The following is a 25,792-nucleotide window of genomic DNA, read 5'->3' as shown; positions in this document are numbered from 1 at the left end:
TCCGGACCGAAAAGTATCGGGACCGTGCTGTGATCGTGAACACCGTGTCGTGCGGCGCCGTAGTGCTGGATACTGTGGGCAGCCGCCCCCCGGTGACCGGTGCCGGGAGCGGTGAGCTGGAGGGGACGGTTCGCGTGAGCGAGATACCAGCGAGGGCCATGGGGTCCGAGGGCCCGTCGGACGCTGTCGCGGCGGCTGCCGCGGGCCCGGTCGGCGACGCCGTGTGGCAGAGCAGCCCGCCCGGCTCCATGTACGACTACATCAAGGTCGCCTCCTTCTCCATCGGCCCCGACGGACTCGTCGACCAGTGGAGCCTGCGCGCCGAGCAACTGCTCGGCATCCCCGCCGAAGTCGCCGTCGGCACCGACCCCATCGAGACCTTCATCGACCCCGACCTGCGCGAGCGCGGCCAGCGCAAGATGGCCGAGATCCTCGACGGACGCGAGTGGACCGGCGTCGTGCCCTTCCGCGTCCCGGCCGCCGGCCCCGGACGGACGGACCGCGGACGCCGCGTGCACCGCGGCCTCGCCGAGGTGTACGTCATGCCGACGCGCACGGAGGAGGGCGAGAAGGCCGCCGTCTGCATCGTCGTCGACGTGCGCACCCTGCGCAGCATCGAGACCGACCTCGCCGCCTCGCAGGCCATATTCGGCCAGTCTCCGTTCGGTTTCCTGCTGATCGACACCGATCTGCGGGTGCGCCGTGCCAACCAGCGGTTCGCCTCCGTCTTCGGCGGCACCCCCGACGACCACCGCGGCAAGGGCGTCCACGACTATCTGCCGCGTGCCGAGGCCGACCGGGTCTGCGCCACCCTGCGCCGGGTGCTGGAGACCGGCGAGTCCATCACCGACATGCACGTCACGGGCTTCGTCCCCGGCTCCGACGAACGCCGCCACTGGTCCGTCAACCTCTACCGTGTGCACAGCGGTTCGGGCCGGCCCATCGGCGTCTCCTGGCTCGGCACCGACGTCACCGCCCGGCGTGCCGCCGCCCGCGAGGCCGCCGCCGCCCGCCGCAACCTCGCCCTGCTCAACGAGGCCGGAGCCCGCATCGGCAACTCCCTCGACCTGGAGACCACGGCCCGCGAACTCCTCGACGTCGTCGTCCCCGGCTTCTGCGACCTGGCCACCGTCGACCTCTACCAGGGCCTCCTGGCCGGCGACGAGACCCCGCCCGGCCTCGCCGACGGCAGCGCGGAACTGCGCCGCGTCGCCTTCTCCAGCGCCGTCTCCGAAGTGCCCTTCCACGGCACCGGAGAACGCGTCAAGCTCGGCGCCGTCCACCACTACCCGTTCAACTCGCCCTGCGCGGACGCCCTGCGCACGGCGCGCCCGCGCACGGTGGCCGCCGAGGGCGGGGGACTGGTGCAGTCCACTCTCGCCGTCCCGATGGTCGCCCACGACACGGTGGTGGGACTCGCGCAGTTCGCCCGCACCAAGGGCAGCGAACCCTTCGGGGACCGCGACCGCGACCTCGCCGTGGAACTGGCCGCACGCGCCGCCGTCTGCATCGACAACGCCCGCCTCTACCGACGCGAGCACGAACGCGCGCTGATCCTCCAGCGCTCCCTGCTGCCGCCCGGCGACCCGGAGGCGTCCGGCCTCGACATCGCCTGCCGCTATCTGCCCGGCAACGCGGCCACCGGCCGGTCCAGCGAGGTCGGCGGCGACTGGTTCGACGTCATCGAACTCCCCGGCCACCGCACCGCCCTCGTGGTCGGCGACGTCATGGGACGCGGACTGCGCGCCGCCGTGGCGATGGGCGAACTGCGCACCGCGGTGCGGACGCTGGCGCAGCTCGACCTCGAACCGGCCGAGGTCCTCTCCCACCTGGACGAGATCGCCCGCGGCCTCGGCGCGCCGGGAGGCGTGCAGCAGGCGACCCGCGCCGCCCGCCGCCCCCGCGAGGCCGACCTGTCCGAGGTCTACCTGGCGACCTGCGTCTACGCCGTCTACGACGCGGTGACCCGGCGCTGCACCTTCGCCAACGCGGGCCATCTGCCGCCCGTCCTGGTCGAGCCCGGCGAGTCCGCGCTGATGCTGGACGTCCCGCCGGGCCTGCCGCTCGGCGTCGGAGGCGAGCCGTTCGAGGAGGTGGAGGTCGAACTGCCCGAGGGGGCCCTGCTCGCGCTCTACACGGACGGACTGGTCGAGAGCCGCGACCACCCCCTCGACGAGGGGCTCCAGGCCTTCGTCGGCGCGCTCACGGACCCCACGCGCCCCCTCGAGGACGTCTGCGACCAGGTCCTCAACACCCTCGACAGCCACCACGGCGAGGACGACATCGCCCTGCTGATGGCCCGCGTCCAGGGCCTGCCCGCCGAGTCCGTCGGCGACTGGACCCTGCCCCGCGAACCGCGCAGCGTCGGCCGGGCCCGCGAGTACGCCCGCGCCCAACTGCTGAGCTGGGACCTGGAGCCTCTGGTCGACACGACGGAGCTGCTGGTCAGCGAGCTGGTCACCAACGCGCTGCGGTACGGCGAGGGGGAGATCAGACTCCGGCTCCTGCTCGACCGCACCCTGGTCTGCGAGGTCTGGGACTCGGGCCTGGTCCAGCCACGCCGGCGCCGGGCCCGCGACACCGACGAGGGCGGCCGCGGCCTCCAACTGGTCGGCCTGCTCAGCGCGGCCTGGGGTTCACGGCGCACACCGCGCGGCAAGACGGTCTGGTTCGAACTGCCCCTGCCGGGCGACGAGACCCAGCTCACCGATCCGGCGGAGGCCCTGCTGAGCCTGTTCTGACCGAGGCCGCCCGACCGGGAGTCGTACGGGTGCGGGCGCGCCGGACGCGGCGCACCCGGCTGTGCCCGGCCAGCAGCAGCGCCGCCCCGGCCGCGACCAGGGGCGGCACCAGGTCCGCGGACATCACCGCGCCCCACCCCCGACCGCAACCGGAACACCGGTTCGAGTCGTCCTCACCGGCAACACCAGCCACGACCGCTCCCGGCAGGCGTACGGCATCACGTTCGGAGCGTACGAGCGGGAACGCGCCACCGCGACCGGGGACGGCCGCCAGGGAGGGGAACGCCGTGGAGCCGACCGAGCCGAGGACCACCACCCAGGCACCCGCCGACGGCGCGAACGGACCCGAGAAGCCACCCACGCCGGGCACCACCGCCCCGGCAGCGGTCGACGGGGGGAGCGGGTCCGAGGAGGCATCCGCGCCGGGCACCGCCGGCCCCGCGGACGGCGTGGCTCGGAAGGGGAAGCGGAGAAGGCGTCTGCGCCGCGTCGCCCTCGTGCTGCTGCTGGTCCTCCTCGTGCCCGTCCTCGCCGCCGAGACCGCCCTGCGCATCAACTACACCGGCGACCTCGCCGACGGCACCCGCACCCGCGACCGCGACGCGATGTGGCTCGGCCACGCCTGGGTCGACGGCCGCAGGACCGACGCGGACCTCGCCGCCCTCGCCCGCCGCCTCGAGGACACCGGCATCCGCGACCTGTACGTCCACACCGGCCCCCTGGAGCACGACGGCACCCTGCGCGAGTCCCTCTACCCGAAGGCGCGCCGGCTGGTCGACGCCGTCCACCGCGAACTGCCCGGCGTCCGCGTCCAGGCGTTCCTCGGCGACGTCCTCGCCACCGAGGGACCCGACGGCATGAGGCTGGAGAAGGCCGCGACCCGCGCCGCCGTCGTGCGCTCCGCCCGCCAGGTCCTGGACGCCGGCTACGACGGCGTCCACCTCGACCTGGAGCCCCTGCACTCGGGCGACCGGAACTACCTCTCCCTCCTGGACGACCTGCGTGCCGTCACCCGGGCCGAGGGCGCCCAACTCTCCGTCGCCGCCCACCAGATCGACCCGCTCCCGGCCTTCCACTCCGTGTGGGGCACGGTCACCGGGCACCCCAAGTGGTGGTCGCAGGAGTTCTTCGGCCAGGTCGCCCGCCGCGTCGACCAGATCGCCCTCATGTCCTACGACACCATGCAGCCCCTGGAGAGCCTGTACGGCGGCTACGTCGCCCAGCAGACCTCGCTCGCCCTGGAGGCCACACCGCCCACCACCCACCTGCTGATGGGCCTGCCCTTCTACCACGAGAACCGCTTCGGCCACTGGAATCACGCCGAGACCGTCTCGGCCGCCGTCCGCGGCGTCCGCCTGGGCCTGTCCCGCACCGACCCCGGCCGCGCCCGCTTCGGTGTCGCCGCCTACATCGACTTCGCGGCGACGGAGGAGGACTGGACGGCGTACCGGGAGGGCTGGGTGCGCTGAGCGGGCCGCACGACGTCAGGAGCGGCGCCGCCTGATCCTCGACCCCAGCCACACCAGCGGGTCGTACGTGCGGTCCACGGCCCGCTCCTTCAGCGGGATCAGCGCGTTGTCCGTGATCCGGATGCCCTCGGGGCAGACCTCCGTGCAGCACTTGGTGATGTTGCAGTAGCCGAGACCGTGCGCGTCCTGCGCCGCGCGGGCGCGGTCCAGGCCGGACTCCCCGGCCGCGTCCAGCGGATGCATGTCCAGCTCGGCGACCCGCATCAGGAAACGCGGGCCCGCGAACGCCGGCTTGTTCTCCTCGTGGTCACGCACCACGTGGCAGGTGTCCTGGCACAGGAAGCACTCGATGCACTTGCGGAACTCCTGCGAGCGGTCCACGTCCTCCTGCGCCATCCGGTACTCGCCGGGTCCGAGGTCGGCGGGCGGGACGAACGCCGGGACCTCGCGTGCCTTGGCGTAGTTGAAGCCGACGTCGGTCACCAGGTCGCGGATCACCGGGAAGGCCCGCAGCGGGGTGACGGTGACCGTCTCCTCGCGGGTGAAGACCGACATGCGGGTCATGCACATCAGCCGGGGCCGCCCGTTGACCTCCGCCGAGCACGAACCGCACTTGCCCGCCTTGCAGTTCCAGCGCACGGCGAGATCGGGGGCCTGCGTGGCCTGGATGCGGTGGACGGCGTCGAGGACCACCTCGCCGTCGTTCACCTCGACGCGGAAGTCCTCCAGCCCGCCGCCCTCCGCGTCGCCCCGCCACACCCGGAAACGGGCCTCGTAGCCGCTCATTCCGTCAGTTCCTCCTCGGCGAGGTACTTCACCAGCTCCTCCTTCTCGAAGAGGGCGAGCAGGTCCGGGCGGACGGGCTCGGTGATCTCCCGCTCCAGCGTGATCCGGCCGCGCGCCGGGTCCGTCGCCGCCGGGTCGCCCGCCGGATCGGCCAGGGCGCACAGCAGGTTCACCGCACGCCACCGGCGGTCCATCGCCGGGTGGTCCTCGCGGGTGTGCCCGCCGCGCGACTCGGTGCGCTCCAGCGCCGCCCGCGCCACGCACTCGCTGACCAGCAGCATGTTCCGCAGGTCCAGCGCGAGGTGCCAGCCCGGATTGAACTGCCGGTGCCCCTCCACACCCGCCCGCGCGGCCCGGGCCCGCAGTTCCGCCAGCTTCTCCAGGGCCTGCCGCATCTCCGGCTCCCGGCGGATGATGCCGACCAGGTCGTTCATCGTCTGCTGGAGTTCCTGGTGCAGCGTGTACGGGTTCTCCGGCGGCCCGTCCTCCGGGTCCCGCGTCTCGGCGGAGAACGGGCGCAGCGCCTCCGCCGCGGCGGCGTCGACCTCCGCGTCGCCCGCCCGTGGCCGGTCCCCGGGCGCCCGCAGCGCCGCGTGCCCGGCGGCGTGCCGCCCCGCCCGCCGCCCGAACACCAGCAGGTCGGACAGGGAGTTGCCGCCCAGCCGGTTGGAGCCGTGCATGCCGCCGGCCACCTCACCGGCCGCGAACAGCCCCGGCACCCCGCGTGCGGCGGCCGTGTCCGAGTCGACGGCGATGCCGCCCATCACGTAGTGGCAGGTGGGCCCGACCTCCATCGCCTCGGCCGTGATGTCGACGTCGGCCAGCTCCTTGAACTGGTGGTACATCGAGGGCAGCCGGCGCCGGATCACCTCGGCGGGCATCCGGGTCGACACGTCGAGGAAGACGCCGCCGTGCGGGGAGCCCCGCCCCTCCTTCACCTCGGTGTTGATGGCCCGCGCCACTTCGTCGCGGGGGAGGAGCTCGGGCGGCCGCCGGTGGTGGTCCGGGTCGTCGTACCAGCGGTCGGCCTCCGCCTCCGACTCGGCGTACTTGTCCTTGAACACGTCGGGGACGTAGTCGAACATGAACCGCTCGCCGTCGCGGTTCCTGAGCACACCCCCGTCGCCGCGCACCGACTCGGTGACGAGGATGCCCTTCACCGACGGCGGCCAGACCATGCCCGTCGGATGGAACTGGACGAACTCCATGTTCAGCAGCGGCGCCCCGGCCAGCAGCGCCAGCGCGTGGCCGTCGCCGGTGTACTCCCAGGAGTTCGACGTCACCTTGAAGGACTTGCCGATGCCGCCCGTGGCGACGACCACCGAGGGCGCCTCCAGCACGAAGAAGCGGCCGGTCTCGCGCTCGTAGCCGAAGACGCCCGCGACCTGTCCGTCCGCGGTGAGGACGCGGGTGACCGTGCACTCCTGGAACACCTTCAGCCGCGCCTCGTGGTCGCCGGTCTCGCGGAAGTCCTCCTGCTGGAGCGAGACGACCTTCTGCTGGAGGGTGCGGATCAGCTCCAGGCCCGTACGGTCGCCGACGTGCGCGAGACGGGGGTACTCGTGGCCGCCGAAGTTGCGCTGCGAGATCCGGCCGTCCGCCGTCCGGTCGAACAGCGCGCCCCAGGTCTCCAGCTCCCACACCCGCTGCGGGGCCTCCTGGGCGTGCAGCTCCGCCATCCGCCACTGGTTGAGGAACTTGCCGCCGCGCATGGTGTCGCGGAAGTGGACCTGCCAGTTGTCGCCGGAGTTGACGTTGCCCATCGCCGCGGCGATGCCGCCCTCGGCCATCACGGTGTGCGCCTTGCCGAACAGCGACTTGCAGACCACGGCCGTACGCGCGCCCCGCTCACGGGCCTCGATCGCGGCGCGCAGCCCGGCGCCGCCCGCGCCCACCACGACGACGTCCCATTCCTGCCGGTCGGCCACGGACATCAGAAGAACCTCGGATCGTCGAAGGCACCGGACGCGACCAGGTAGACGTAGAGGTCGGCGAGGGCCACGCTCACCAGCGACGCCCAGGCGAGCTGCATGTGCCGGGCGTTGAGCGTGCCGGCCAGCCGCCACATGCGGTAGCGCACGGGATGCCGGGAGAAGTGCCGCAGCTTGCCGCCCACGATGTGCCGGCACGAGTGGCAGGAGAGGGTGTAGGCCCAGATCAGCACGATGTTGACGAGGAACACGAGTGTGCCCACGCCCATGTGCCCCCACGCGTAGTGCTCGTCGCGGAAGGCGAGCACCGTGTCGTAGGTGAGGATCCCGGCGACCGGGAGCGCCGCGTAGAAGAAGTACCGGTGGGCGTTCTGGAGGATCAGCGGGAAGCGGGTCTCGCCGGTGTACTTCGCGTGCGGTTCGGCCACCGCGCAGGCCGGCGGGGACGCCCAGAAGGCCCGGTAGTAGGCCTTGCGGTAGTAGTAGCAGGTCAGGCGGAAGCCGAGCGGGAAGATCAGGACGACGACCGCGGGGGACAGACCCCACCAGCTCCCGAACAGCTCCCAGTTCGGGCCGTGGCGCATCGGGACGCAGTTCTCCGCCAGGCAGGGCGAGTAGAACGGCGAGACGTACGGGGCCGCGTAGTAGTCGGCGCCGGCGAAGGCCCGCCAGGTCGAGTAGGCGACGAAGGCCAGCAGCCCGGCGGCGGTGGCGGCCGGGGCCGCCCACCAGCGGTCGGTGCGCAGGTGCCGGACGCCGAGGGCGGCCCGCGTCGGGGCGTGGACGCCGCCCCGGGGACGGGGCCGGGCGGCGGACGGTTCCGTTCCAGTGGCCACGGGGCGGCTCCGGGTCGGTGTCAGGGGGCGCGGCGGTCGCGGGCGCCGAGGCCCTCGTCGTCCGAGTCCGTCCACAGGGAGCCGTCGTACGGCGTGTCCGGGATCGTGACGAGGTCCGGCCGCCCGGCGGCCTCGGGGACGGCGGCCGCCGCCCGCAGCAGCGTGACGCTCTCGCGCAGATGGTCGGCGTCGGTGCGGACCCGGCGCATCTCCAGGCCGTCACCGCCGAGCTGCTGCGCCAGGCGGCTCACCGACCGGGACAGGTCGTCGAGGCAGCGCTGGAGGGATGACAGGTCGTCGTGCACGGACATGACGTGACCTCACTTCCGTCGGACACGGCGCGGGCGGCTTCGGACGGCGACGTTCATGCGCCTGTGAGTGTCGCGCGTCACACCCGCCGCTGGGAAGGGACGTGCACCGATCGGCCGGGGCGCGCGGGGGCGCGGCGCACCGCCGGGTGTTGCGCCGCACGGGTGGGCTTGCCGCCCGCCGCCGCCGTGTCTCCCCGTGTTGCCGAACCCTTTCCTCTTCAGTGGCCGCATCCGCACGAATACAAATGATCAACTCCATATACCGCCAAAAGTGATCACCACGGCAGTGATCACCACGGAAGTGATCACCCGTCCCGCGGCCTTTCGGAGGTAGCAGAGATGTCCCACGTCGGTGTCGGACCCCGCGCGGTCATGCGCTCGGCCGCCTTCCTCGCCGCGGGCGCGCTCGCGGTCCCCGCGCTGGCCGGGTGCACCTCCGAGGACCCCGCCGGCAAGCCCCTGGCGCAGCAGGACATCGCCCCCGCCGCCCGCGCCCGGATCGCCGACGGCGGCACCCTGCACTGGGCGGTGGACTCCGTGCCGGAGACCCTGAACACGTTCCAGTCGGACGCCGACGCCACCACCACCCGCGTCGCGCAGGCCGTGCTGCCGTCGATGTACCGGATGGACGCGACCGGCCGCCCGGTGCGCAACCCCGACTACCTGGAGTCCGCGAAGGTCGTCGACACCGAGCCCAAGCAGGTCGTCCTCTACAAGCTCAACCAGCAGGCCGTCTGGAGCGACGGCCGGGAGATCGGCGCCGCCGACTTCGCCGCCCAGTGGCGCGCCCTGTCCGGCAAGGACAGCGCCTACTGGACCGCCCGCAACGCCGGCTACGACCGCATCGAGAAGATCGAGCGCGGCGCCAACGACCTGGAGGTCAAGGTCACCTTCAGCCGGCCCTACGCCGACTGGAAGTCGCTGTTCAGCCCGCTGTACCCGAAGGACGTCATGGGCACCCCGGACGCCTTCAACGACGGGGCCCGGCGCAAGCTCGAGGTCACCGCCGGCCCCTTCTCGCTGAAGAAGGTCGACACGCAGGACGACGAGGTCGTCCTCACCCGCAACGCCCGCTGGTGGGGCGACCAGCCCAAGCTGTCCGAGATCGTGCTGCGCGCCGTGCCGCGCGACAAGCGGGTCACCGCGCTGGCCGCCGGCGACGTCGACCTGGCCGAGATCGACCCGGACACCGCCGAGGAGGTCGCGCTGGCCGCCGGCCCCCGCGACGCGGGCACCCGCACCCCGGTGATGGGCGCGAGCGGCACCCCGCACGGCACGCCGTCCGAGGCGTCGGACGGCAAGGGGTCCGAGGACGAGGAGGCCGACGAGGACACCCTCGCCCGCGAGGCGGCGGAGAAGAAGGAGCGCCGGCAGGCCCTGCGCGGCTTCGAGCTGCGCAAGTCGTTGGAACCCGCCTTCACGCAGCTCGCCCTCAACGGCGCCGACGGCCCCCTCGCCGACGAGCGCGTCCGCAGGGCCGTCGCCCGCGCCCTGGACCGCGAGGAGCTGGCCGAGGCGGTGCTGAAGCCGCTCGGCCTGCCCGCCGAACCGGTCGGCAGCCACCTCGCGCTCTCCGGCCAGCCCGCGTACGCCGACAACAGCGACGCGCTCGGCGACCAGGACGCCAAGGAGGCCCGGGCCCTGCTCGCGGACGCCGGGTGGGTGCCCGGCGGGCCGGTGGACGAGCGGGAGAAGGGCGAGAAGGCGGCCGGCGCCGAACACGGGAAGACCAAGGACTCCAAGGACTCCAAGGACGCCGAGCAGTCCGAGGGCGGCGACGACGGCACGTACATCGTCGGCGAGGACGGCAAGAACGACGACAGCGGCGCCGGGGACGACGGCTCCGACAAGGACAGCGGCGAGCAGCACACCAGCGGCAAGAACACCGCCCAGGGCGGAGCTCCCGGCGCCTACGCCCCCCAGGGCACCGCCGCCCCCGCCGGCTCGGCGGTGAAGCCGCTGGCCAAGGACGGCAAGGCGCTCACCCTGCGCTTCGTGCTCCCCTCCGGCCCCGGCTCCGGGGCACTGCGCACCGTGGCCGACCGCATCACCGGCATGCTGAAGAAGATCGGCGTCGGCACCGAGATCACCAAGGTCTCCGACGAGAGCTACTTCAAGGACCACATCGCCTCCGGCCAGTACGACCTGGCGCTCTACTCCTGGCCCGCCACCGCCTTCCCCGCCACCGACGCCCGCCCCATCTACGCCAAGCCCGTCCCGGGCGCCGACGGCTCCCTGAACGTCGCGCAGAACTACACGCGGGTCGGCACCGACCAGGTCGACCAGCTCTTCGACCAGGCCATGGCGACGCTGGACGAGAAGGAGGCGCACGGCCTGCTGCGCAAGGCGGACTCCCGGATCTGGGCGGCGGCGGGCTCCATCCCGCTGTACCAGCGGCCCCAGCTCACCGCCGCCCGCGAGAACCTCGTCAACGCCGGAGCCTTCGGCTTCGCCACTCCGGTCTACGAGGACATGGGCTTCCTGAGGAAGGGCGCGGAGGGCGCGCCGGCGTCCGCGAGCCCGTCTTCCTGACCGGCCGCCCCCGACCTGCGAGAACGGCCCGGCAAGCTCCTGCCCTCGCGGCCCCGTACCATTGGGTGAGGCCGTGGCATGTATCGCCCGGCAGGCCCGCGTGACACGGACGTCCGCGAGGGCCGTCCTCACACCCTCCGGGAGTACGCCACACATGGCTGTGTCTGTTACGCGTCACAACATCCGCAACGTCGCCATCGTCGCCCACGTCGACCACGGCAAGACCACCATCGTCGACGGGATGCTCAAGCAGGCCGGTGCGTTCGCCGCGCACCAGCTCGACTCCGTCGACGACCGCATGATGGACTCGAACGACCTGGAGCGTGAGAAGGGCATCACGATCCTCGCCAAGAACACCGCGGTGAAGTATCACCCGAAGGACGGCGGGGAACCGATCACGATCAACATCATCGACACCCCCGGCCACGCCGACTTCGGCGGCGAGGTCGAGCGCGGTCTGTCGATGGTCGACGGCGTCGTGCTGCTGGTGGACGCCTCCGAGGGCCCGCTGCCGCAGACCCGCTTCGTGCTGCGCAAGGCGCTCCAGCAGCGGCTGCCGATCATCCTGTGCATCAACAAGACGGACCGTCCCGACGCCCGGATCGACGAGGTCGTCAACGAGACGTACGACCTCTTCCTCGACCTGGACGCCGACGAGGAGCAGATCGAGTTCCCGATCGTCTACGCCTGCGGGCGCGACGGCGTGGCCTCCCTCACCAAGCCCGAGGACGGCACCGTCCCCACCGACTCCGACAGCCTGGAGCCGTTCTTCTCGACGATCCTGGAGCACATCCCCGCCCCCACCTACGAGGAGGGCGCCCCGCTCCAGGCCCACGTCACCAACCTGGACGCCGACAACTTCCTCGGCCGCATCGCGCTGCTGCGCGTGCACCAGGGCGAGCTGAAGAAGGGCCAGACCGTCGCCTGGATGAAGCGCGACGGCTCCGTGCAGAACGTGCGGATCTCCGAGCTGATGATGACCGAGGCGCTCACCCGCAAGCCCGCCGAGAAGGCCGGCCCCGGTGACATCTGCGCGGTCGCGGGCATCCCCGACATCATGATCGGCGAGACCCTGGCCGACGTGGAGAACCCGGTCCCGCTGCCGCTGATCACGGTGGACGAGCCCGCGATCTCCATGACCATCGGCACCAACACCTCCCCGCTGGTCGGCCGCGGCGCCACCGGCAAGGGCGCCGACAACAAGGCGGCCGTCAAGGACCGCAAGGTCACCGCCCGCCAGGTCAAGGACCGCCTGGACCGCGAGCTGATCGGCAACGTCTCGCTCCGCGTCCTGGACACCGACCGCCCGGACGCCTGGGAGGTGCAGGGCCGCGGTGAGCTGGCGCTGGCCATCCTGGTCGAGCAGATGCGCCGTGAGGGCTACGAGCTCACCGTCGGCAAGCCGCAGGTCGTCACCAAGGAGGTCGAGGGCAAGACGTACGAGCCCGTCGAGCGCATGACGATCGACGTGCCCGAGGAGCACATGGGCGCCGTCACGCAGCTCATGGGCGTGCGCAAGGGCCGGATGGACAACATGTCCAACCACGGCTCCGGCTGGGTCCGCATGGAGTTCGTGGTCCCCTCCCGCGGCCTCATCGGCTTCCGCACGGAGTTCCTGACCCAGACCCGCGGCACCGGCATCGCCCACTCCATCCACGAGGGCCACGAGCCCTGGTTCGGCACCCTGACGACCCGTAACAACGGCTCGCTGGTCGCCGACCGCGCCGGTGCCGTCACCGCCTTCGCGATGACCAACCTCCAGGAGCGCGGCGTGCTCTTCACGGAGCCCGGCACCGAGGTGTACGAGGGCATGATCGTCGGCGAGAACTCCCGCGCCGACGACATGGACGTCAACATCACCAAGGAGAAGAAGCTCACCAACATGCGGTCGTCCACGGCCGACGTGACCGAGTCGATCGTGCCGCCGCGCAAGCTCTCGCTGGAGCAGTCGCTGGAGTTCTGCCGTGACGACGAGTGCGTCGAGGTGACCCCCGAGGCGGTCCGCATCCGCAAGGTGAACCTGGACGCCCGCGAGCGCGCCCGCGCCGCGAGCCGCGCCAAGCACGGCTGACCCCGCGACGGACGGCGCCGGGCACCCCGAGGGGGTGCCCGGCGCCGTTCTTTGTTTTGCGGCGCTTTCGCGGTCGGGCCCTTTTGAAAGTAGGGATTACCCTCAAGGGTTGCCTTGGAAGGCAAGGTGCTTCACGGCGTAGGGAAAACCCTCGATTTCCGGGTGGAGTTCCCTGGGGAGGGCCGGATCGCACTACCCTGCCGCAAAGCCGTGCGCCGGCCGGACGATGGCGCGGGGGGTGTGCGTGACCGATGGTCAACGCCCTTGCCCCGGCCGGGACATGAGGGCAGGGCATGCCTGCGGGCACCCTGCACGGCGGGCACGTTACTCGCAATCGTTTTTTCTCGCGCCGGCGTCCGCTATTCGGGCACCGGCTACCGATAGATGTGTAACAAGTCCGTTTCGCAGTGATCTCTCACCAAACCCTTTGTCCGGATTTTGGAAGATCTAGACCCTATCTGTGATCGAACCGAGACCTCGATAGTGTGGTTCGGTCCCTGGCGGATGGCAGATAGTTAGGCGCGTAGAGCTCGTATGAACGGGTCACGCGCTGACGGCGCAGACTCGCGAGCGCGGGGGCATGTGATGGATCTCAGGCCGCGGTGACGTGACCGGGAGCTGTCGTGTGCTCCTCTTTGCGGTGAACCAGCGGATTCATGAGGAGGAACCCATGCGAGGTGCCACAAGTGCCATATGGGTCGCGTCGTCCCCGGTGGCAGGTGTAGGTCCCGCGGGTGGGTTCAGTCCCGTTGCCGTCGCCGCGACGGCGGTCCGGCGGTGCGAACTCCCTTGACGGCTCCCCGGCCGGCCGGTCCAGGCCGTGGGCCGGGGTTCCCCCGAGGGCGGGTCCGCCCAGTCGTTGTTCCCCGCGCGCGCTTCGAATGACATACGCCGTGCGAAGGCCGTCGGACCACTCGTGGCACAGCCGACGGCCTCCAACACCTGTGAAATGGACGAATCATGACGAGTCCAATCGAGATTGAGGGTGCAGAAGCCTCTTCCGTCTTGGACAAGGAGAGCGCACCGCAGAGTGACGCCAAGGAGTCGAAGAAGTCCGAGGGGCGTACCCCCGGGCAGTTGATGTGGGGTCGCTTCAAGCGCGACCGGGCCGGTGTGATTTCTGCCGTCGTCGTCCTGTTCTTCTTCGTGGTCGCGGCAGCGGCGCCGCTGATCTCGAAGGTGTACGGCAAGAACCCGTATACGCTCTACGGCCAGGAAAACCCCGAACTCCTGGACATGTTCACCATGCCGGCGAAGCCGGCCGGCGGCATCGACGGCGAGTTCTGGTTCGGCATCGAACCCGGCCTCGGACGCGATGTCTTCACCCAGCTGCTGTACGGGATGCGGACCTCGATCGCCACGGCCGTGGCCGCGACGCTCATCATGACGATCCTGGGTGTGCTGATCGGCCTCGCCGGCGGCTACTTCGGCGGGAAGATCGACTACTGGCTCGGCCGGATGACCGACTTCTTCATGGCCCTGCCCAGCCAGCTCTTCTTCGTCGCCGCGATGCCCGTGATCACCACGGTCTTCGTCGCGCCCGACCGGGAGACGCCCACCTACGTGCGCACCAGCGCCATCATCATCGTGCTGTCCTTCCTGGGCTGGATGAGCATGGCGCGCATCGTCCGGGCCGCCACGCTGTCGCTGCGGGACCGGGAGTTCGTCGAGGCGGCGCGCATCTCGGGTGCCTCCTCCTGGCGGATCATCCGCAAGGAACTGCTGCCCAACATCGTGACGCCGACGCTCGTGCAGGCGACCCTGACGCTGCCGAGCACCATCCTGAGCATCGCCTTCCTCTCCTTCGTGGGTGTGGGGTACGTCGAACCCACGCCGGACTGGGGGCGGATGTTCGCCATCGGCGCGGACATCGTGGAGCAGGACCCCTACTACATGCTCTTCCCCGGCATCGCCATGGTGATCTTCATCGTGGCCTTCAACCTCCTCGGCGACTCGGTACGGGACGCCTTCGATCCCAAGACGGGCCGCTGAGCCCCCACGGGGACTCCTTGCTCTGCCCCCGGTCGGGCCCGGTGCCACACAGCCCGTATCCGGCCACGTTTCAGCAGTGCTCACTACTCACAGGCAGGTGGATTCGACTCCATGAGCATCTTCCGTAACCGCACCGCCACCGCCGCGCTCGTCGCGGTGGCAGCGGGCGCCCTGACCCTCACCGCCTGCGGCGGCGGCGACAGCGACAGCCCGGCGAAGGACAACAGCAAGAGCAAGCAGGACGCCGCCGCGCAGTCCAAGCCGGTGCAGATCGGCGATGCCCAGGCGTCGACCGGCCCCGCCGCCGAGGTCCCGGGCGCCAAGCCCGGCGGCGTCGCCACCGTGTACCAGGAGGCGGACTTCTCGCACCTGGACCCGGGCCAGATCTACGTCTCGGACGGCAAGCTGCTCAGCCGCCTCATCTTCCGCGGTCTGACCCAGTACAACGAGGACGACAAGGGCAACCTGACCGTCGTGGGCGACCTCGCCACCGACGCCGGCAAGGCGTCGGACGGCGGCAAGACCTGGACGTACACCCTCAAGGACAACCTGAAGGACGAGAACGGCAACCCGATCAACTCGGCGGACATCCGCCACACGATCGAGCGCCTGTACACCTCGTACATCACCGACGGTCCGACGTACCTGCAGCAGTGGCTGTCCGGCGCCGGCACCACGTACCGCAAGGCGTACGAGGGTCCGGACAAGGGCAAGCACCTGCCCGACAGCGTTCTGGAGACGCCGGACGACAAGACCGTCGTCTTCCACTTCAAGGAGGCGCAGCCCGACCTCCCGCAGATGCTGACCATGCCCGGTTACAGCGTCGTCCCGGTGGAGACGGACACCAAGGAGAAGTACGACACCGACCCGGTCGCCACGGGTCCGTACAAGATCTCGGACTTCAAGCCGGGCAAGTCCATGACGCTGGTCAAGAACACCCAGTGGGACCCCAAGTCCGACTCGGTGCGCCACCAGTACGTGGACGGCTTCAACATCGAGATGAACCACGATGACGAAGACCAGACCAAGACCCTCCTCGCCGACCAGGGCGAGGCCAAGAACGCGATGATGTTCACGGGCCAGGTCGCCACCACCCAGCTCCAGAAGGTCGTCAGCGACAAGAACGCGATGACCAACCGCACGATCCAGGGCTACGCGCCCTACGTGTGGCAGCTCAACTTCAACATGGACCGCGTCAAGGACAAGAAGCTCCGTGACGCCATCTCCATGGCCCTGCCCGCCGACGCGGTCTACAAGGCCGACGGTGGTGCCTACGGCGGTGAGGTCGCCAACTCGCTGATGTCGCCCACCACTCCGGGCTACGACGAGAAGTACGACCCGTTCAACCGCCTGAAGAAGCCGAACGGTGACATCGAGGCGGCCAAGAAGCTGATCAAGGAAGGCGGCTTCGAGGGCAAGACGCTCGTCTACGCCTACGGCAACACCCCGGTCCGCCAGAAGCAGGCCGTGCTGATCGCCGACGCGCTGGGCAAGATCGGTCTCGACATCCAGAAGAAGGAGATCGACTCCGCCACCTGGTACGAGCAGATCGGCAAGGTCAAGAACGGCTACGACCTGTACATGACCGGTTGGGGCCAGGACTGGCCGTCGGCGTCCACGGTCTTCCCGCCGCTGTACGACGGCAACCAGATCCAGGACGGCGCGTCGAACTACTCGCACATCAACGACGACCACGTCAACTCCGAGATCGCGCGCATCCAGAAGATCACCGACACCGCCGAGGCCACCAAGGCGTGGGGTGAGCTGAACAAGTACATCACCGAGAACGTCAACCCGGCCGCGCCGATCTACTACACCAAGGTCTTCCAGATCTTCGGTTCGAACATCGGCGGCATCCGCTACAGCTCGGACTCGAGCTACGTGGACGTCACCCGGATCTTCCTCAAGAAGTAATCCGCCCTGTCGGGAAACCGGTGGTGGGCGCGCGGCGGAGCGCCCACCACCGGGGCCCGGACCCTCCCAGACCTTCCCACCGATTGCCGCCGTCCTGAGAGCAGCTGCCTGCCATGCTTCAATTCCTCATTCGCCGGACGTTCGGCGCGGCGCTGATTCTGCTGTTGATCAGTGCGTTCACGTTCTTCATGTTCTTCGCGATCCCGCAGGACCCGGCCATGCTGGCCTGTGGCAAGAACTGCACGCCGGACGCGCTGGAGATCATCCACAAGAACCTCGGCCTCGACCAGCCGGTCACCGTCCAGTACTGGAACTTCATCGTCGGCATCTTCGCCGGACGGGACTTCGCCGTCGGCCACTGCGACGCCCCGTGCTTCGGCGTCTCGTTCGCGAACAACCAGAACGTCTGGGACACGATCGTCGACCGCTTCCCGCTGACCCTCTCCCTCACCGTCGGCAGCCTGCTGGTCTTCCTCGTCGTCGGTCTCGGCGCCGGCATGCTGGCCGCCAAGTACCGCGGCACCTGGCTGGACAAGACCTTCAGCTCCGGCTCGCTGGTCATCAGCTCGCTGCAGATCTACTTCCTCGGCCCGCTGGTCCTGCTCGCCTTCGTCTACAGCACCGGCTGGCTGAACAAGCCCAAGTACGTGCCGTTCTCCGAGGATCTCGGCGGCTGGTTCATGGGTCTGCTGATCCCCTGGCTCGTGATGGCGACCATCTTCACCGCCAACTACACCCGTATGAGCCGCTCCTCGATGATCGAGCAGCTCCAGGAAGAGCATGTGAAGGCGGCCCGCGCCAAGGGCATGTCGGGCAACTACACCTTCTTCCGCTACGCCTGGCGCGGCTCCCTCATCCCCATCGTCACCATCCTCGGCATCGACCTGTCCTCGCTGCTGTCGGGCGGCATGGTGACGGAGATGACGTTCGGCCTCGCCGGTCTCGGCCGGCTCGCGCTGGAGTCCGTCACCAACAAGGACCTGCCGATGCTGATGGGCGTCATGCTCGTCAGCGCCGCGCTCATCATCCTCTTCAACCTGATCGTGGACGCCCTGTACGCCGTCATCGACCCGCGCGTGCGCCTGTCCTAGGAGAACCACCGTGACCACTCAGACCAAGCCCGAAGAGGCCGCGGCCGCCGCCGCGGGGGACTCCTTTCTCTCGGTGCGCGACCTCAAGGTCCACTTCTCCACCGAGGGCGGCATCGTCAAGGCGGTGGACGGGCTCTCCTTCGACCTGGAGCGCGGCAGCACGCTCGGCATCGTCGGCGAGTCCGGCTCCGGCAAGTCGGTGACCAACCTGGCCGTGCTCGGCCTGCACAACCGCAAGAAGACCGCCATCGACGGGTCGATCAAGCTGGACGGCCAGGAACTGATCGACGCCAGCGAGAAGCAGATGGAAAAGCTTCGCGGCAAGAAGATGGCGATGATCTTCCAGGACGCGCTCACCGCGCTGTCGCCGTACTACACGATCGGCCGCCAGATCGGCGAGCCGTTCATGAAGCACACCGGCGCGTCCAAGAAGGACGCCCGGGTGCGCGCCATCGACCTGCTGGAAAAGGTCGGCATCCCGCACCCGCAGAAGCGGGTCGACGACTACCCGCACCAGTTCTCCGGCGGTATGCGCCAGCGCGCCATGATCGCCATGGCGCTCGCCTGCGACCCGGACCTGCTGATCGCCGACGAGCCGACCACGGCCCTCGACGTGACGGTGCAGGCGCAGATCCTCGACCTGCTCAAGGACCTGCAGCAGGAGTTCGGCTCCGCGATCATCATGATCACCCACGACCTGGGCGTGGTCGCCAACATGGCCGACGACATCCTGGTGATGTACGCCGGCCGGGCCGTCGAGCGCGGCACGGTGCGCGAGGTGCTCAAGTCGCCTCAGCACCCGTACGCCTGGGGCCTGCTGGGATCGATGCCGAGGCTCTCCTCGGACGTCGACGAGCCGCTGGTGCCGATCCCCGGATCGCCGCCCTCGCTGCTCAACCCGCCCACGGGCTGCGCGTTCCACCCGCGGTGCGCCTTCACCGACAAGGTCTCCGGCGGGCTGTGCTCGAGCGAGCGTCCGACGCTCGCCCGGGGACGCGCGGCCGCCTGTCACCTGACGGCGGACCAGCGGCAGCAGGTGTTCATCGAGACGATTCAGCCCCGGCTGGGCTGAGCGGAAACCGGCGACTGGGGCATCACCATGAGCGACAACAGCAAGACGAACACGGCGGTCGCCGACTCCGTTCCGCAGCAGCGGGACGGTGAACGCGAACCCCTCATGCGGGTCAAGGGCCTGAAGAAGCACTTCCCGATCAAGGGCGGCTTCCCGATCCGGCGCACCGTCGGCGCGGTCAAGGCCGTCGACGGCGTCGACTTCGAGGTCTTCGCGGGGGAGAGCCTCGGCCTCGTCGGCGAGTCCGGCTGCGGCAAGTCGACGACCGGCCGGCTGATCACCCGCCTGTACGAGCCCACCGAGGGCACCATCGAGTACAACGGGCGGGACATCAGCCACGCCAACCGGTCGCAGCTCGCGCCGATCCGGTCCGAGATCCAGATGATCTTCCAGGACCCGTACGCTTCGCTGAACCCGCGGCAGACCGTGGGCACGATCATCTCGGGCCCGATGGAGATCAACGGGATCAACCCGCCCGGCGGCCGGGAGAAGCGCGTCCGGGAGCTGCTGGAGATCGTCGGTCTCAACCCGGAGCACTACAACCGCTTCCCGCACGAGTTCTCCGGCGGCCAGCGCCAGCGCATCGGTGTGGCGCGTGCCGTCGCGCTCGAGCCGAAGCTGATCATCGCCGACGAGCCGGTCTCGGCCCTCGACGTGTCGATCCAGGCGCAGGTGGTCAACCTGCTTCAGGAAGTGCAGCGGGAGATGGGCATCGCGTTCGTCTTCATCGCCCACGACCTGGCCATCGTCCGGCACTTCTCGCAGCGCATCGCGGTGATGTACCTGGGCAAGATCGTGGAGATCGCGGACCGCGACTCCCTCTACAACCGGCCCCGCCACCCGTACACGCACGCGCTGCTGTCGGCCGTGCCGGACGCGGACATCGACGCGGAGAAGAAGGAGCGCATCCGCCTCCAGGGGGACGTGCCCTCGCCGATCTCCCCGCCCTCCGGCTGCCGGTTCCGCACGCGGTGCTGGAAGGCGCAGGACAAGTGCGCGACCGAGGAGCCGCCGCTCGTCCGGATCGAGGGCAGCAAGGCCGGTCACCTGACCGCCTGCCACTTCCCGGAGGAGCCCAGCACCGAGGCCCGCGCCGAGGACATCGTCCTCGACCCGGCCCTGGCGGCGCTGGAGGACGGCGACACGGGCGTCTCGAAGAGCTGACCCGGCGGCCGCCCCGGCGGCCCGGACCCCGCGCACCCGAGGACCGGGGGCGGGAGCACATCGCTCCCGCCCCCGGTCCTCCCGCGTTTCCCGGCACCGTCGGCGGCCACCGCCCGTCCGGAGCAACCGCCGAACCCGTACGGACCGGACCGGTGTGCGCCAAAGGGAGCTCCCCTCGATGCTGGCCGGGAACGGACAGCGGACGAGCCAGGCACCGGGAGGCACTCCATGCGCGCAGCCACGCACGTCACATGGGCCGCATGCGCGGCGGTGGCGGCCCTCGCGGCGACCTCCTGCGGCAGCGCGGGCGGCTCCGGCGGAGGCAGCGGCGGTGCCGTCCTCAGCTCCTCCTGGGGCGACCCGCAGAACCCGCTGGAGCCCGCCAACACCAACGAGGTGCAGGGCGGCAAGGTCCTCGACATGATCTTCCGGAGCCTGAAGAAGTACGACCCGAAGACCGGCGAGGCGAAGGACATGCTCGCCGAGAAGATCGAGAGCTCCGACTCGCAGAACTTCACCATCACCGTCAAGGACGGCTGGACCTTCAGCAACGGCGAGAAGGTGACCGCCCAGTCCTTCGTGGACGCCTGGAACTACGGCGCCAGTCTGAGGAACAACCAGCGCAACGCGTACTTCTTCGCGTACATCGACGGCTACGACAAGGTGCACCCCGAGGACGGCGGAGAGCAGAGCGCCGACACGCTGTCCGGACTGAAGGTGACCGGGCCCCGCACCTTCACCGTCAAGCTCAGCCAGAAGTTCTCGACCTTCCCCGACACCCTCGGCTACCCCGCCTTCGCCCCGCTGCCCCGGGCGTTCTTCGACGACCACGACGCCTGGCTGAAGAAACCGGTCGGCAACGGCCCCTACCTGGTCGACAACTACACCCGCGGCTCCCAGATGTCCCTGCGCACCTGGGACAAGTACCCCGGCCCCGACAAGGCCGACAACGGCGGTGTCGACCTCAAGGTCTACACCGACAACAACACCGCCTACACCGACCTGATGGCGGGCAACCTCGACCTCGTCGACGACGTGCCCGCCGCGCAGCTCAAGAACGTCGAGCAGGACCTCGGCGACCGGTACATCAACACCCCGGCCGGCATCATCCAGACCCTCGCCTTCCCGTTCTACGACCGGAACTGGAACAAACCCGGCTCCGAGAAGGTCCGCAAGGGCCTGTCCATGGCCATCGACCGCAAGCAGATCACCGACACGCTCTTCCAGCAGACCCGCACCCCGGCCACCGACTGGACCTCACCCGTCCTCGGCGCGGACGGCGGCTACAAGGCCGGACTGTGCGGCGACGCCTGCGACTTCGACCCGGACGAGGCCAAGAAGCTCGTCAAGGAGGGCGGCGGGCTGCCCGGCGGCCAGGTCAAGATCACCTACAACGCCGACACCGGCTCCCACAAGCAGTGGGTCGACGCGGTCTGCAACTCCATCAACAACGCCCTGGACAACGACCGCGCCTGCGTCGGCAACCCGGTCGGCACCTTCGCCGACTTCCGCAACCAGATCACCGGCCGGAAGATGAGCGGCCCCTTCCGCGCCGGCTGGCAGATGGACTACCCGCTCATCCAGAACTTCCTCCAGCCGCTCTACTACACCAACGCCTCCTCCAACGACGGCAAGTGGTCCAACAAGGAGTTCGACAGCCTGGTCGACAAGGCGAACGGCCAGACCGACACCGCGGAGGCCGTGAAGACCTTCCAGCAGGCCGAGGAGGTCGTCCGGGACAACATGGCCGCCATCCCGCTCTGGTACCAGAACGGCAGCGCCGGCTACTCGCAGCGGCTGTCCAACGTCGAACTCAACCCGTTCAGCGTCCCGGTCTACAACGAGATCAAAGTGAGCTGAGGGGGCGCCATGGGACGCTACGTCGTCCGGCGGCTGCTCCAGATGATTCCGGTCTTCATCGGGGCCACGCTGCTGATCTTCCTGATGGTCAACGTGATGGGCGACCCCATCGCGGGCCTGTGCGGCGACCGGGAGTGCGACCCGGCGACCGCGGCCCGGCTCAGAGCGGAGTTCGGCCTCGACAAGCCGGTGTGGCAGCAATACCTCACCTACATGGGCAACCTGTTCACCGGAGACTTCGGCACCGCCTTCAACGGCCAGCCGGTCACCGAGCTGATGGGCACGGCGTTCCCGGTGACCATCCGGCTGACCATCGTCGCCATCCTCTTCGAGATCGTCGTCGGCATCGTGCTCGGCGTCGTCACCGGCCTGCGCCGCGGACGCCCCGTCGACACCGGCGTGCTGCTGCTCACCCTCGTCGTCGTCTCCGTGCCCACCTTCGTCACAGGCCTGCTGCTCCAGCTCCTGCTCGGCGTCAAGTGGGGCTGGATCGACCCCGCCGTCTCCTCCGAGGCCCCCTTCGACGAGCTGATCGTGCCCGGCCTGGTCCTCGCCTCGGTCTCCCTCGCCTACGTGACCCGGCTGACCCGGACGTCCATCGCCGAGAACAAGCGCTCCGACTACGTCCGCACGGCCGTCGCCAAGGGCCTGCCCCGCCACCGGGTCGTCACCCGGCACCTGCTGCGCAACTCCCTCATCCCGGTCGTCACCTTCATCGGCACCGACATCGGCGCCCTGATGGGCGGGGCCATCGTCACCGAGCGGATCTTCAACATCCACGGTGTCGGCTACCAGCTCTACCAGGGCATCCTGCGCCAGAACACACAGACCGTCGTCGGCTTCGTCACCGTCCTGGTCCTGGTCTTCCTGGTCGCCAACCTCGTCGTCGACCTCCTGTACGCCGTACTCGACCCGAGGATCCGCTATGCCTGAGCAGGAGCCCTACGAGCCCGAGCGCGCCATCGCCGCCACCGGGATGGGCGGGACGATGGACCTCGGCGCGAGCGAGGCCGTCACGCTGGAGAAGCCCCCGGAGAGCCCCGACGGCGCCGGGCCCCAGGACAAGCCCCGCAGCCTCTGGTCCGACGCCTGGCACGACCTGCGCCGCAACCCGGTCTTCATCGTCTCGGGCCTGGTGATCCTCTTCCTGATCGTCATCTCCCTGTGGCCCTCCCTCATCACCTCGGGCAACCCCCTCAAGTGCGACCTGGCCAAGGCCCAGGAGGGCTCCCAGCCCGGCCATCCCTTCGGCTTCAACGGCCAGGGCTGCGACGTCTACACCCGCACCGTCTACGGCGCCCGTACGTCGGTGGCGGTGGGCATCCTCGCCACCCTCGGCGTCGCCGTCCTCGGCAGCGTCCTCGGCGGACTTGCCGGGTTCTTCGGCGGCGTCCCGGACTCGGTCCTGTCCCGGATCACCGACGTCTTCTTCGCGATCCCCGTCGTCCTCGGCGGCCTGGTCCTGCTCTCCGTGATCACCAGCAACACCGTCTGGCCGGTCATCGGCTTCATCGTGCTGCTCGGCTGGCCGCAGATCTCCCGCATCGCCCGCGGCTCCGTCATCACCGCCAAGCAGAACGACTACGTCCAGGCCGCACGGGCGCTCGGCGCCTCCCACTCCCGGCTGCTGCTGCGGCACATCGCGCCCAACGCGGTGGCTCCCGTCATCGTCGTGGCCACCATCGCGCTCGGCACCTACATCTCCCTGGAGGCGACCCTGTCCTTCCTCGGCGTCGGCCTGAAGCCGCCCAGCGTCTCGTGGGGCATCGACATCTCCTCCGCCGCCCCCTACGTCCGCAACGCCCCGCACGCGCTGCTCTGGCCCTCCGGAGCCCTGGCGATCACCGTCCTCGCGTTCATCATGCTCGGCGACGCGGTGCGCGACGCCCTCGACCCGAAGCTGAGGTGAGCCGCCGCCATGCTGCTCGACGTACGCGACCTGCACGTGGAGTTCCGCACCCGCGACGGCGTCGCCAGGGCCGTCAACGGCGTCAGCTACGGCGTCGACGCGGGCGAGACCCTGGCGGTGCTCGGCGAGTCCGGCTCCGGGAAGTCCGTCACCGCCCAGACCGTCATGGGCATCCTCGACGTGCCGCCCGGGCGGATCACCGCGGGCGAGGTCCTCTTCGAGGGCCGTGACCTGCTGAAACTGAAGGAGGAGGAACGCCGGAAGGTCCGCGGCGCCGAAATGGCGATGATCTTCCAGGACGCGCTGTCCTCCCTCAACCCCGTCCTCACCGTCGGCGACCAGCTCGGCGAGATGTTCACCGTGCACCGCGGCATGTCCCGCAAGGACGCCCGCGCCAAGGCCGTCGAGCTGATGGACCGGGTGCGCATCCCGGCCGCCGGGGAGCGGGTGAGGCAGTACCCGCACCAGTTCTCCGGCGGAATGCGCCAGCGCGTCATGATCGCCATGGCGATGGCCCTCGAACCCAAGCTGATCATCGCCGACGAGCCCACCACCGCCCTCGACGTCACCGTCCAGGCCCAGGTCATGGACCTGCTCGCGGAACTCCGGCGCGAGTACCGGATGGGGCTCGTCCTGATCACCCACGACCTCGGCGTGGTCGCCGACGTCGCCGACCGGATCGCCGTGATGTACGCGGGCCGGATCGTGGAGACGGCGCCGGTCCACGACATCTACAAGGCGCCCGCGCACCCGTACACGCGCGGCCTGCTGGAGTCGATCCCGCGCCTGGACCAGAAGGGCCAGGAGCTCTACGCCATCAAGGGCCTGCCGCCCAGCCTCACCCGCATCCCGCCCGGCTGCGCCTTCCACCCCCGCTGCCCGATGGCCCAGGACGTGTGCCGCACCGACGTACCGCCCCTGTACGAGGTGACGGAGCCGGACGCCGGTCGGCGCAGCGCCTGCCACTTCTGGAGGGAGTGCCTGCATGGCTGAGGCGACCGGAGCCGCCGAACCGATCCTCCAGGTCCGCGGCCTCGTCAAGCACTACCCCCTGACCTCCGGCATCCTCTTCAGGAAGCAGGTCGGCGCCGTCAAGGCGGTCGACGGCGTGGACTTCGACCTCGGCCGCGGCGAGACCCTCGGCCTCGTCGGCGAGTCCGGCTGCGGCAAGTCCACGGTCGCCAGGATGCTGGTCAACCTGGAGAAGCCGACGGCGGGGGAGATCCGCTACAAGGGCGAGGACATCACCCGCCTGTCCGGCAAGGCGCTCAAGGCCGTGCGCCGCAACATCCAGATGGTCTTCCAGGACCCGTACACCTCCCTCAACCCCCGGATGACCGTGGGCGACATCATCGGGGAGGCGTACGACATCCACCCCGAGGCGGCGCCCAAGGGGGACCGGCGGGCGAGGGTCCGGCACCTGCTCGACGTCGTCGGCCTCGACCCGGAGTACATCAACCGCTATCCCCACCAGTTCTCCGGCGGCCAGCGCCAGCGCATCGGCATCGCCCGCGGACTCGCCCTGCGCCCGGAGATCATCGTCGCGGACGAGCCGGTCTCGGCCCTCGACGTGTCGGTGCAGGCGCAGGTGATCAACCTGCTGGGCCGGCTCCAGGACGAGTTCGACCTGTCCTACGTCTTCATCGCCCACGACCTGTCGATCGTCCGGCACATCTCGGACCGGATCGGCGTGATGTACCTCGGCCGCATCGTGGAGACCGGCCGCGACGCCGAGATCTACGACCACCCCACGCACCCCTACACACAGGCGCTGCTGTCCGCCGTCCCCGTGCCCGACCCGGAGGCGCGGGAGCACCGGGAGCGGATCATCCTGGCCGGTGACGTGCCCTCCCCGACCGGCATCCCCTCCGGCTGCCGCTTCCGCACCCGCTGCTGGAAGGCCCGGGAGCGGTGCGCGCTGGAAGTGCCGGCGCTGGCGGTGCCCGCCCGGTTCCGGGACGTCCCCGGCCCCGCCGCGCACGACTCGGCGTGCCACTTCGCGGAGGAGAAGCAGGTGGTGCCGCCGGAGGCGGAGGGCGCCGGTGACGGCAGCGGGCCGGGGTGACATGGCGCTCCCCGGCCCGCTCACGGCACCCGCACGGCCGTACACCGA

The 25,792-nt window shown here is 70.1% G+C and carries 18 protein-coding genes; 14 read left to right on the top strand and 4 right to left on the bottom strand.

The features are described 5' to 3' along the window. Nucleotides 1-134: 134 nt before the first annotated feature. Both ACH499_RS15615 and ACH499_RS15610 read left to right on the top strand, forming a co-directional pair. Nucleotides 135-2,741, top strand: coding sequence for a SpoIIE family protein phosphatase (locus tag ACH499_RS15615; RefSeq protein ID WP_399016183.1), 2,607 nt, complete (start codon nt 135-137; stop codon nt 2,739-2,741). Between the two features lie 287 nt (nt 2,742-3,028). Next, on the top strand, nt 3,029-4,210 hold the full coding sequence (locus ACH499_RS15610) for a glycosyl hydrolase family 18 protein (RefSeq protein WP_399016180.1): 1,182 nt from the start codon (nt 3,029-3,031) through the stop codon (nt 4,208-4,210). Between the two features lie 15 nt (nt 4,211-4,225). Here ACH499_RS15610 and ACH499_RS15605 read toward each other — a convergent pair whose 3' ends face one another. The 4 genes from ACH499_RS15605 to ACH499_RS15590 are packed head-to-tail and all read right to left on the bottom strand — an operon-like array spanning nt 4,226 to nt 8,074. Next, entirely contained in the window at nt 4,226-4,996 is a 771-nt protein-coding gene (locus ACH499_RS15605; RefSeq protein WP_356199720.1) for a succinate dehydrogenase/fumarate reductase iron-sulfur subunit, read from the bottom strand. Next, on the bottom strand, nt 4,993-6,930 hold the full coding sequence (locus ACH499_RS15600) for a fumarate reductase/succinate dehydrogenase flavoprotein subunit (RefSeq protein WP_399016178.1): 1,938 nt from the start codon (nt 6,928-6,930) through the stop codon (nt 4,993-4,995). Before ACH499_RS15600 ends, ACH499_RS15605 begins: the two co-directional genes overlap by 4 nt. Beyond that, the gene (locus ACH499_RS15595; protein WP_399016176.1) at nt 6,930-7,763 is read right to left on the bottom strand and encodes a hypothetical protein; all 834 of its coding nucleotides are present in this window, start codon (nt 7,761-7,763) and stop codon (nt 6,930-6,932) included. Before ACH499_RS15595 ends, ACH499_RS15600 begins: the two co-directional genes overlap by 1 nt. 20 nt (nt 7,764-7,783) lie before the next feature. Then, complete coding sequence (locus ACH499_RS15590) at nt 7,784-8,074, bottom strand: hypothetical protein (RefSeq protein ID WP_399016174.1); 291 nt, start codon at nt 8,072-8,074, stop codon at nt 7,784-7,786. 339 nt (nt 8,075-8,413) lie between these two features. Between ACH499_RS15590 and ACH499_RS15585 the strand changes: the two genes are divergently transcribed. From ACH499_RS15585 to ACH499_RS15530, 12 genes are all read left to right on the top strand, one after another. Then, nucleotides 8,414-10,606 (top strand): ABC transporter family substrate-binding protein, encoded by a 2,193-nt coding sequence (locus ACH499_RS15585; protein WP_399016171.1) that lies wholly within the window; start codon nt 8,414-8,416, stop codon nt 10,604-10,606. 154 nt (nt 10,607-10,760) lie between these two features. Beyond that, nucleotides 10,761-12,677 (top strand): translational GTPase TypA, encoded by a 1,917-nt coding sequence (gene typA, locus ACH499_RS15580; protein WP_356199711.1) that lies wholly within the window; start codon nt 10,761-10,763, stop codon nt 12,675-12,677. A gap of 960 nt (nt 12,678-13,637) precedes the next feature. After that, nucleotides 13,638-14,669, top strand: a complete 1,032-nt coding sequence (locus ACH499_RS15575; protein ID WP_356199710.1) for an ABC transporter permease — start codon at nt 13,638-13,640, stop codon at nt 14,667-14,669. A gap of 111 nt (nt 14,670-14,780) precedes the next feature. Continuing rightward, nucleotides 14,781-16,583, top strand: a complete 1,803-nt coding sequence (locus ACH499_RS15570) for an ABC transporter substrate-binding protein (RefSeq protein WP_399016168.1) — start codon at nt 14,781-14,783, stop codon at nt 16,581-16,583. 113 nt (nt 16,584-16,696) lie between these two features. Beyond that, on the top strand, nt 16,697-17,674 hold the full coding sequence (locus ACH499_RS15565) for an ABC transporter permease (RefSeq protein ID WP_356199708.1): 978 nt from the start codon (nt 16,697-16,699) through the stop codon (nt 17,672-17,674). Nucleotides 17,675-17,684: 10 nt separating this feature from the next. Continuing rightward, nucleotides 17,685-18,746 (top strand): ABC transporter ATP-binding protein, encoded by a 1,062-nt coding sequence (locus tag ACH499_RS15560; RefSeq protein WP_356199707.1) that lies wholly within the window; start codon nt 17,685-17,687, stop codon nt 18,744-18,746. 27 nt (nt 18,747-18,773) lie between these two features. After that, nucleotides 18,774-19,910, top strand: coding sequence for a dipeptide ABC transporter ATP-binding protein (locus ACH499_RS15555; protein ID WP_356199705.1), 1,137 nt, complete (start codon nt 18,774-18,776; stop codon nt 19,908-19,910). Nucleotides 19,911-20,138: 228 nt separating this feature from the next. Further along, nucleotides 20,139-21,770, top strand: a complete 1,632-nt coding sequence (locus ACH499_RS15550) for an ABC transporter substrate-binding protein (protein ID WP_399016164.1) — start codon at nt 20,139-20,141, stop codon at nt 21,768-21,770. Between the two features lie 9 nt (nt 21,771-21,779). Next, the gene (locus tag ACH499_RS15545) at nt 21,780-22,703 is read left to right on the top strand and encodes an ABC transporter permease (protein ID WP_356199702.1); all 924 of its coding nucleotides are present in this window, start codon (nt 21,780-21,782) and stop codon (nt 22,701-22,703) included. After that, entirely contained in the window at nt 22,696-23,679 is a 984-nt protein-coding gene (locus ACH499_RS15540; protein ID WP_399016162.1) for an ABC transporter permease, read from the top strand. The genes ACH499_RS15545 and ACH499_RS15540 overlap by 8 nt, the downstream gene beginning before the upstream one ends. Before the next feature lie 9 nt (nt 23,680-23,688). Next, a complete protein-coding gene (locus tag ACH499_RS15535; protein ID WP_399016160.1) occupies nt 23,689-24,672 on the top strand; it encodes an ABC transporter ATP-binding protein in 984 nt (327 codons plus the stop codon). Then, entirely contained in the window at nt 24,665-25,744 is a 1,080-nt protein-coding gene (locus tag ACH499_RS15530; protein ID WP_399016158.1) for an ABC transporter ATP-binding protein, read from the top strand. The genes ACH499_RS15535 and ACH499_RS15530 overlap by 8 nt, the downstream gene beginning before the upstream one ends. The last annotated feature ends 48 nt before the right edge of the window (nt 25,745-25,792 follow it).

Source organism: Streptomyces sp. NPDC018947, assembly GCF_044390505.1.
In the GTDB taxonomy this organism is placed as follows: domain Bacteria; phylum Actinomycetota; class Actinomycetes; order Streptomycetales; family Streptomycetaceae; genus Streptomyces.
This window is presented reverse-complemented; position numbering and strand designations above follow the sequence as displayed.

Coding starts and splice junctions, on each gene's coding strand:
- ACH499_RS15605 (WP_356199720.1), bottom strand. CDS start 4,996: ATGAGCGGCTACGAGGCCCGTTTCCGGGTGTGGCGGGGCGACGCGGAG.
- ACH499_RS15600 (WP_399016178.1), bottom strand. CDS start 6,930: ATGTCCGTGGCCGACCGGCAGGAATGGGACGTCGTCGTGGTGGGCGCG.
- ACH499_RS15590 (WP_399016174.1), bottom strand. CDS start 8,074: ATGTCCGTGCACGACGACCTGTCATCCCTCCAGCGCTGCCTCGACGAC.
- ACH499_RS15585 (WP_399016171.1), top strand. CDS start 8,414: ATGTCCCACGTCGGTGTCGGACCCCGCGCGGTCATGCGCTCGGCCGCC.
- typA (WP_356199711.1), top strand. CDS start 10,761: ATGGCTGTGTCTGTTACGCGTCACAACATCCGCAACGTCGCCATCGTC.
- ACH499_RS15575 (WP_356199710.1), top strand. CDS start 13,638: ATGACGAGTCCAATCGAGATTGAGGGTGCAGAAGCCTCTTCCGTCTTG.
- ACH499_RS15570 (WP_399016168.1), top strand. CDS start 14,781: ATGAGCATCTTCCGTAACCGCACCGCCACCGCCGCGCTCGTCGCGGTG.
- ACH499_RS15565 (WP_356199708.1), top strand. CDS start 16,697: ATGCTTCAATTCCTCATTCGCCGGACGTTCGGCGCGGCGCTGATTCTG.
- ACH499_RS15555 (WP_356199705.1), top strand. CDS start 18,774: ATGAGCGACAACAGCAAGACGAACACGGCGGTCGCCGACTCCGTTCCG.
- ACH499_RS15550 (WP_399016164.1), top strand. CDS start 20,139: ATGCGCGCAGCCACGCACGTCACATGGGCCGCATGCGCGGCGGTGGCG.
- ACH499_RS15545 (WP_356199702.1), top strand. CDS start 21,780: ATGGGACGCTACGTCGTCCGGCGGCTGCTCCAGATGATTCCGGTCTTC.
- ACH499_RS15540 (WP_399016162.1), top strand. CDS start 22,696: ATGCCTGAGCAGGAGCCCTACGAGCCCGAGCGCGCCATCGCCGCCACC.
- ACH499_RS15535 (WP_399016160.1), top strand. CDS start 23,689: ATGCTGCTCGACGTACGCGACCTGCACGTGGAGTTCCGCACCCGCGAC.
- ACH499_RS15530 (WP_399016158.1), top strand. CDS start 24,665: ATGGCTGAGGCGACCGGAGCCGCCGAACCGATCCTCCAGGTCCGCGGC.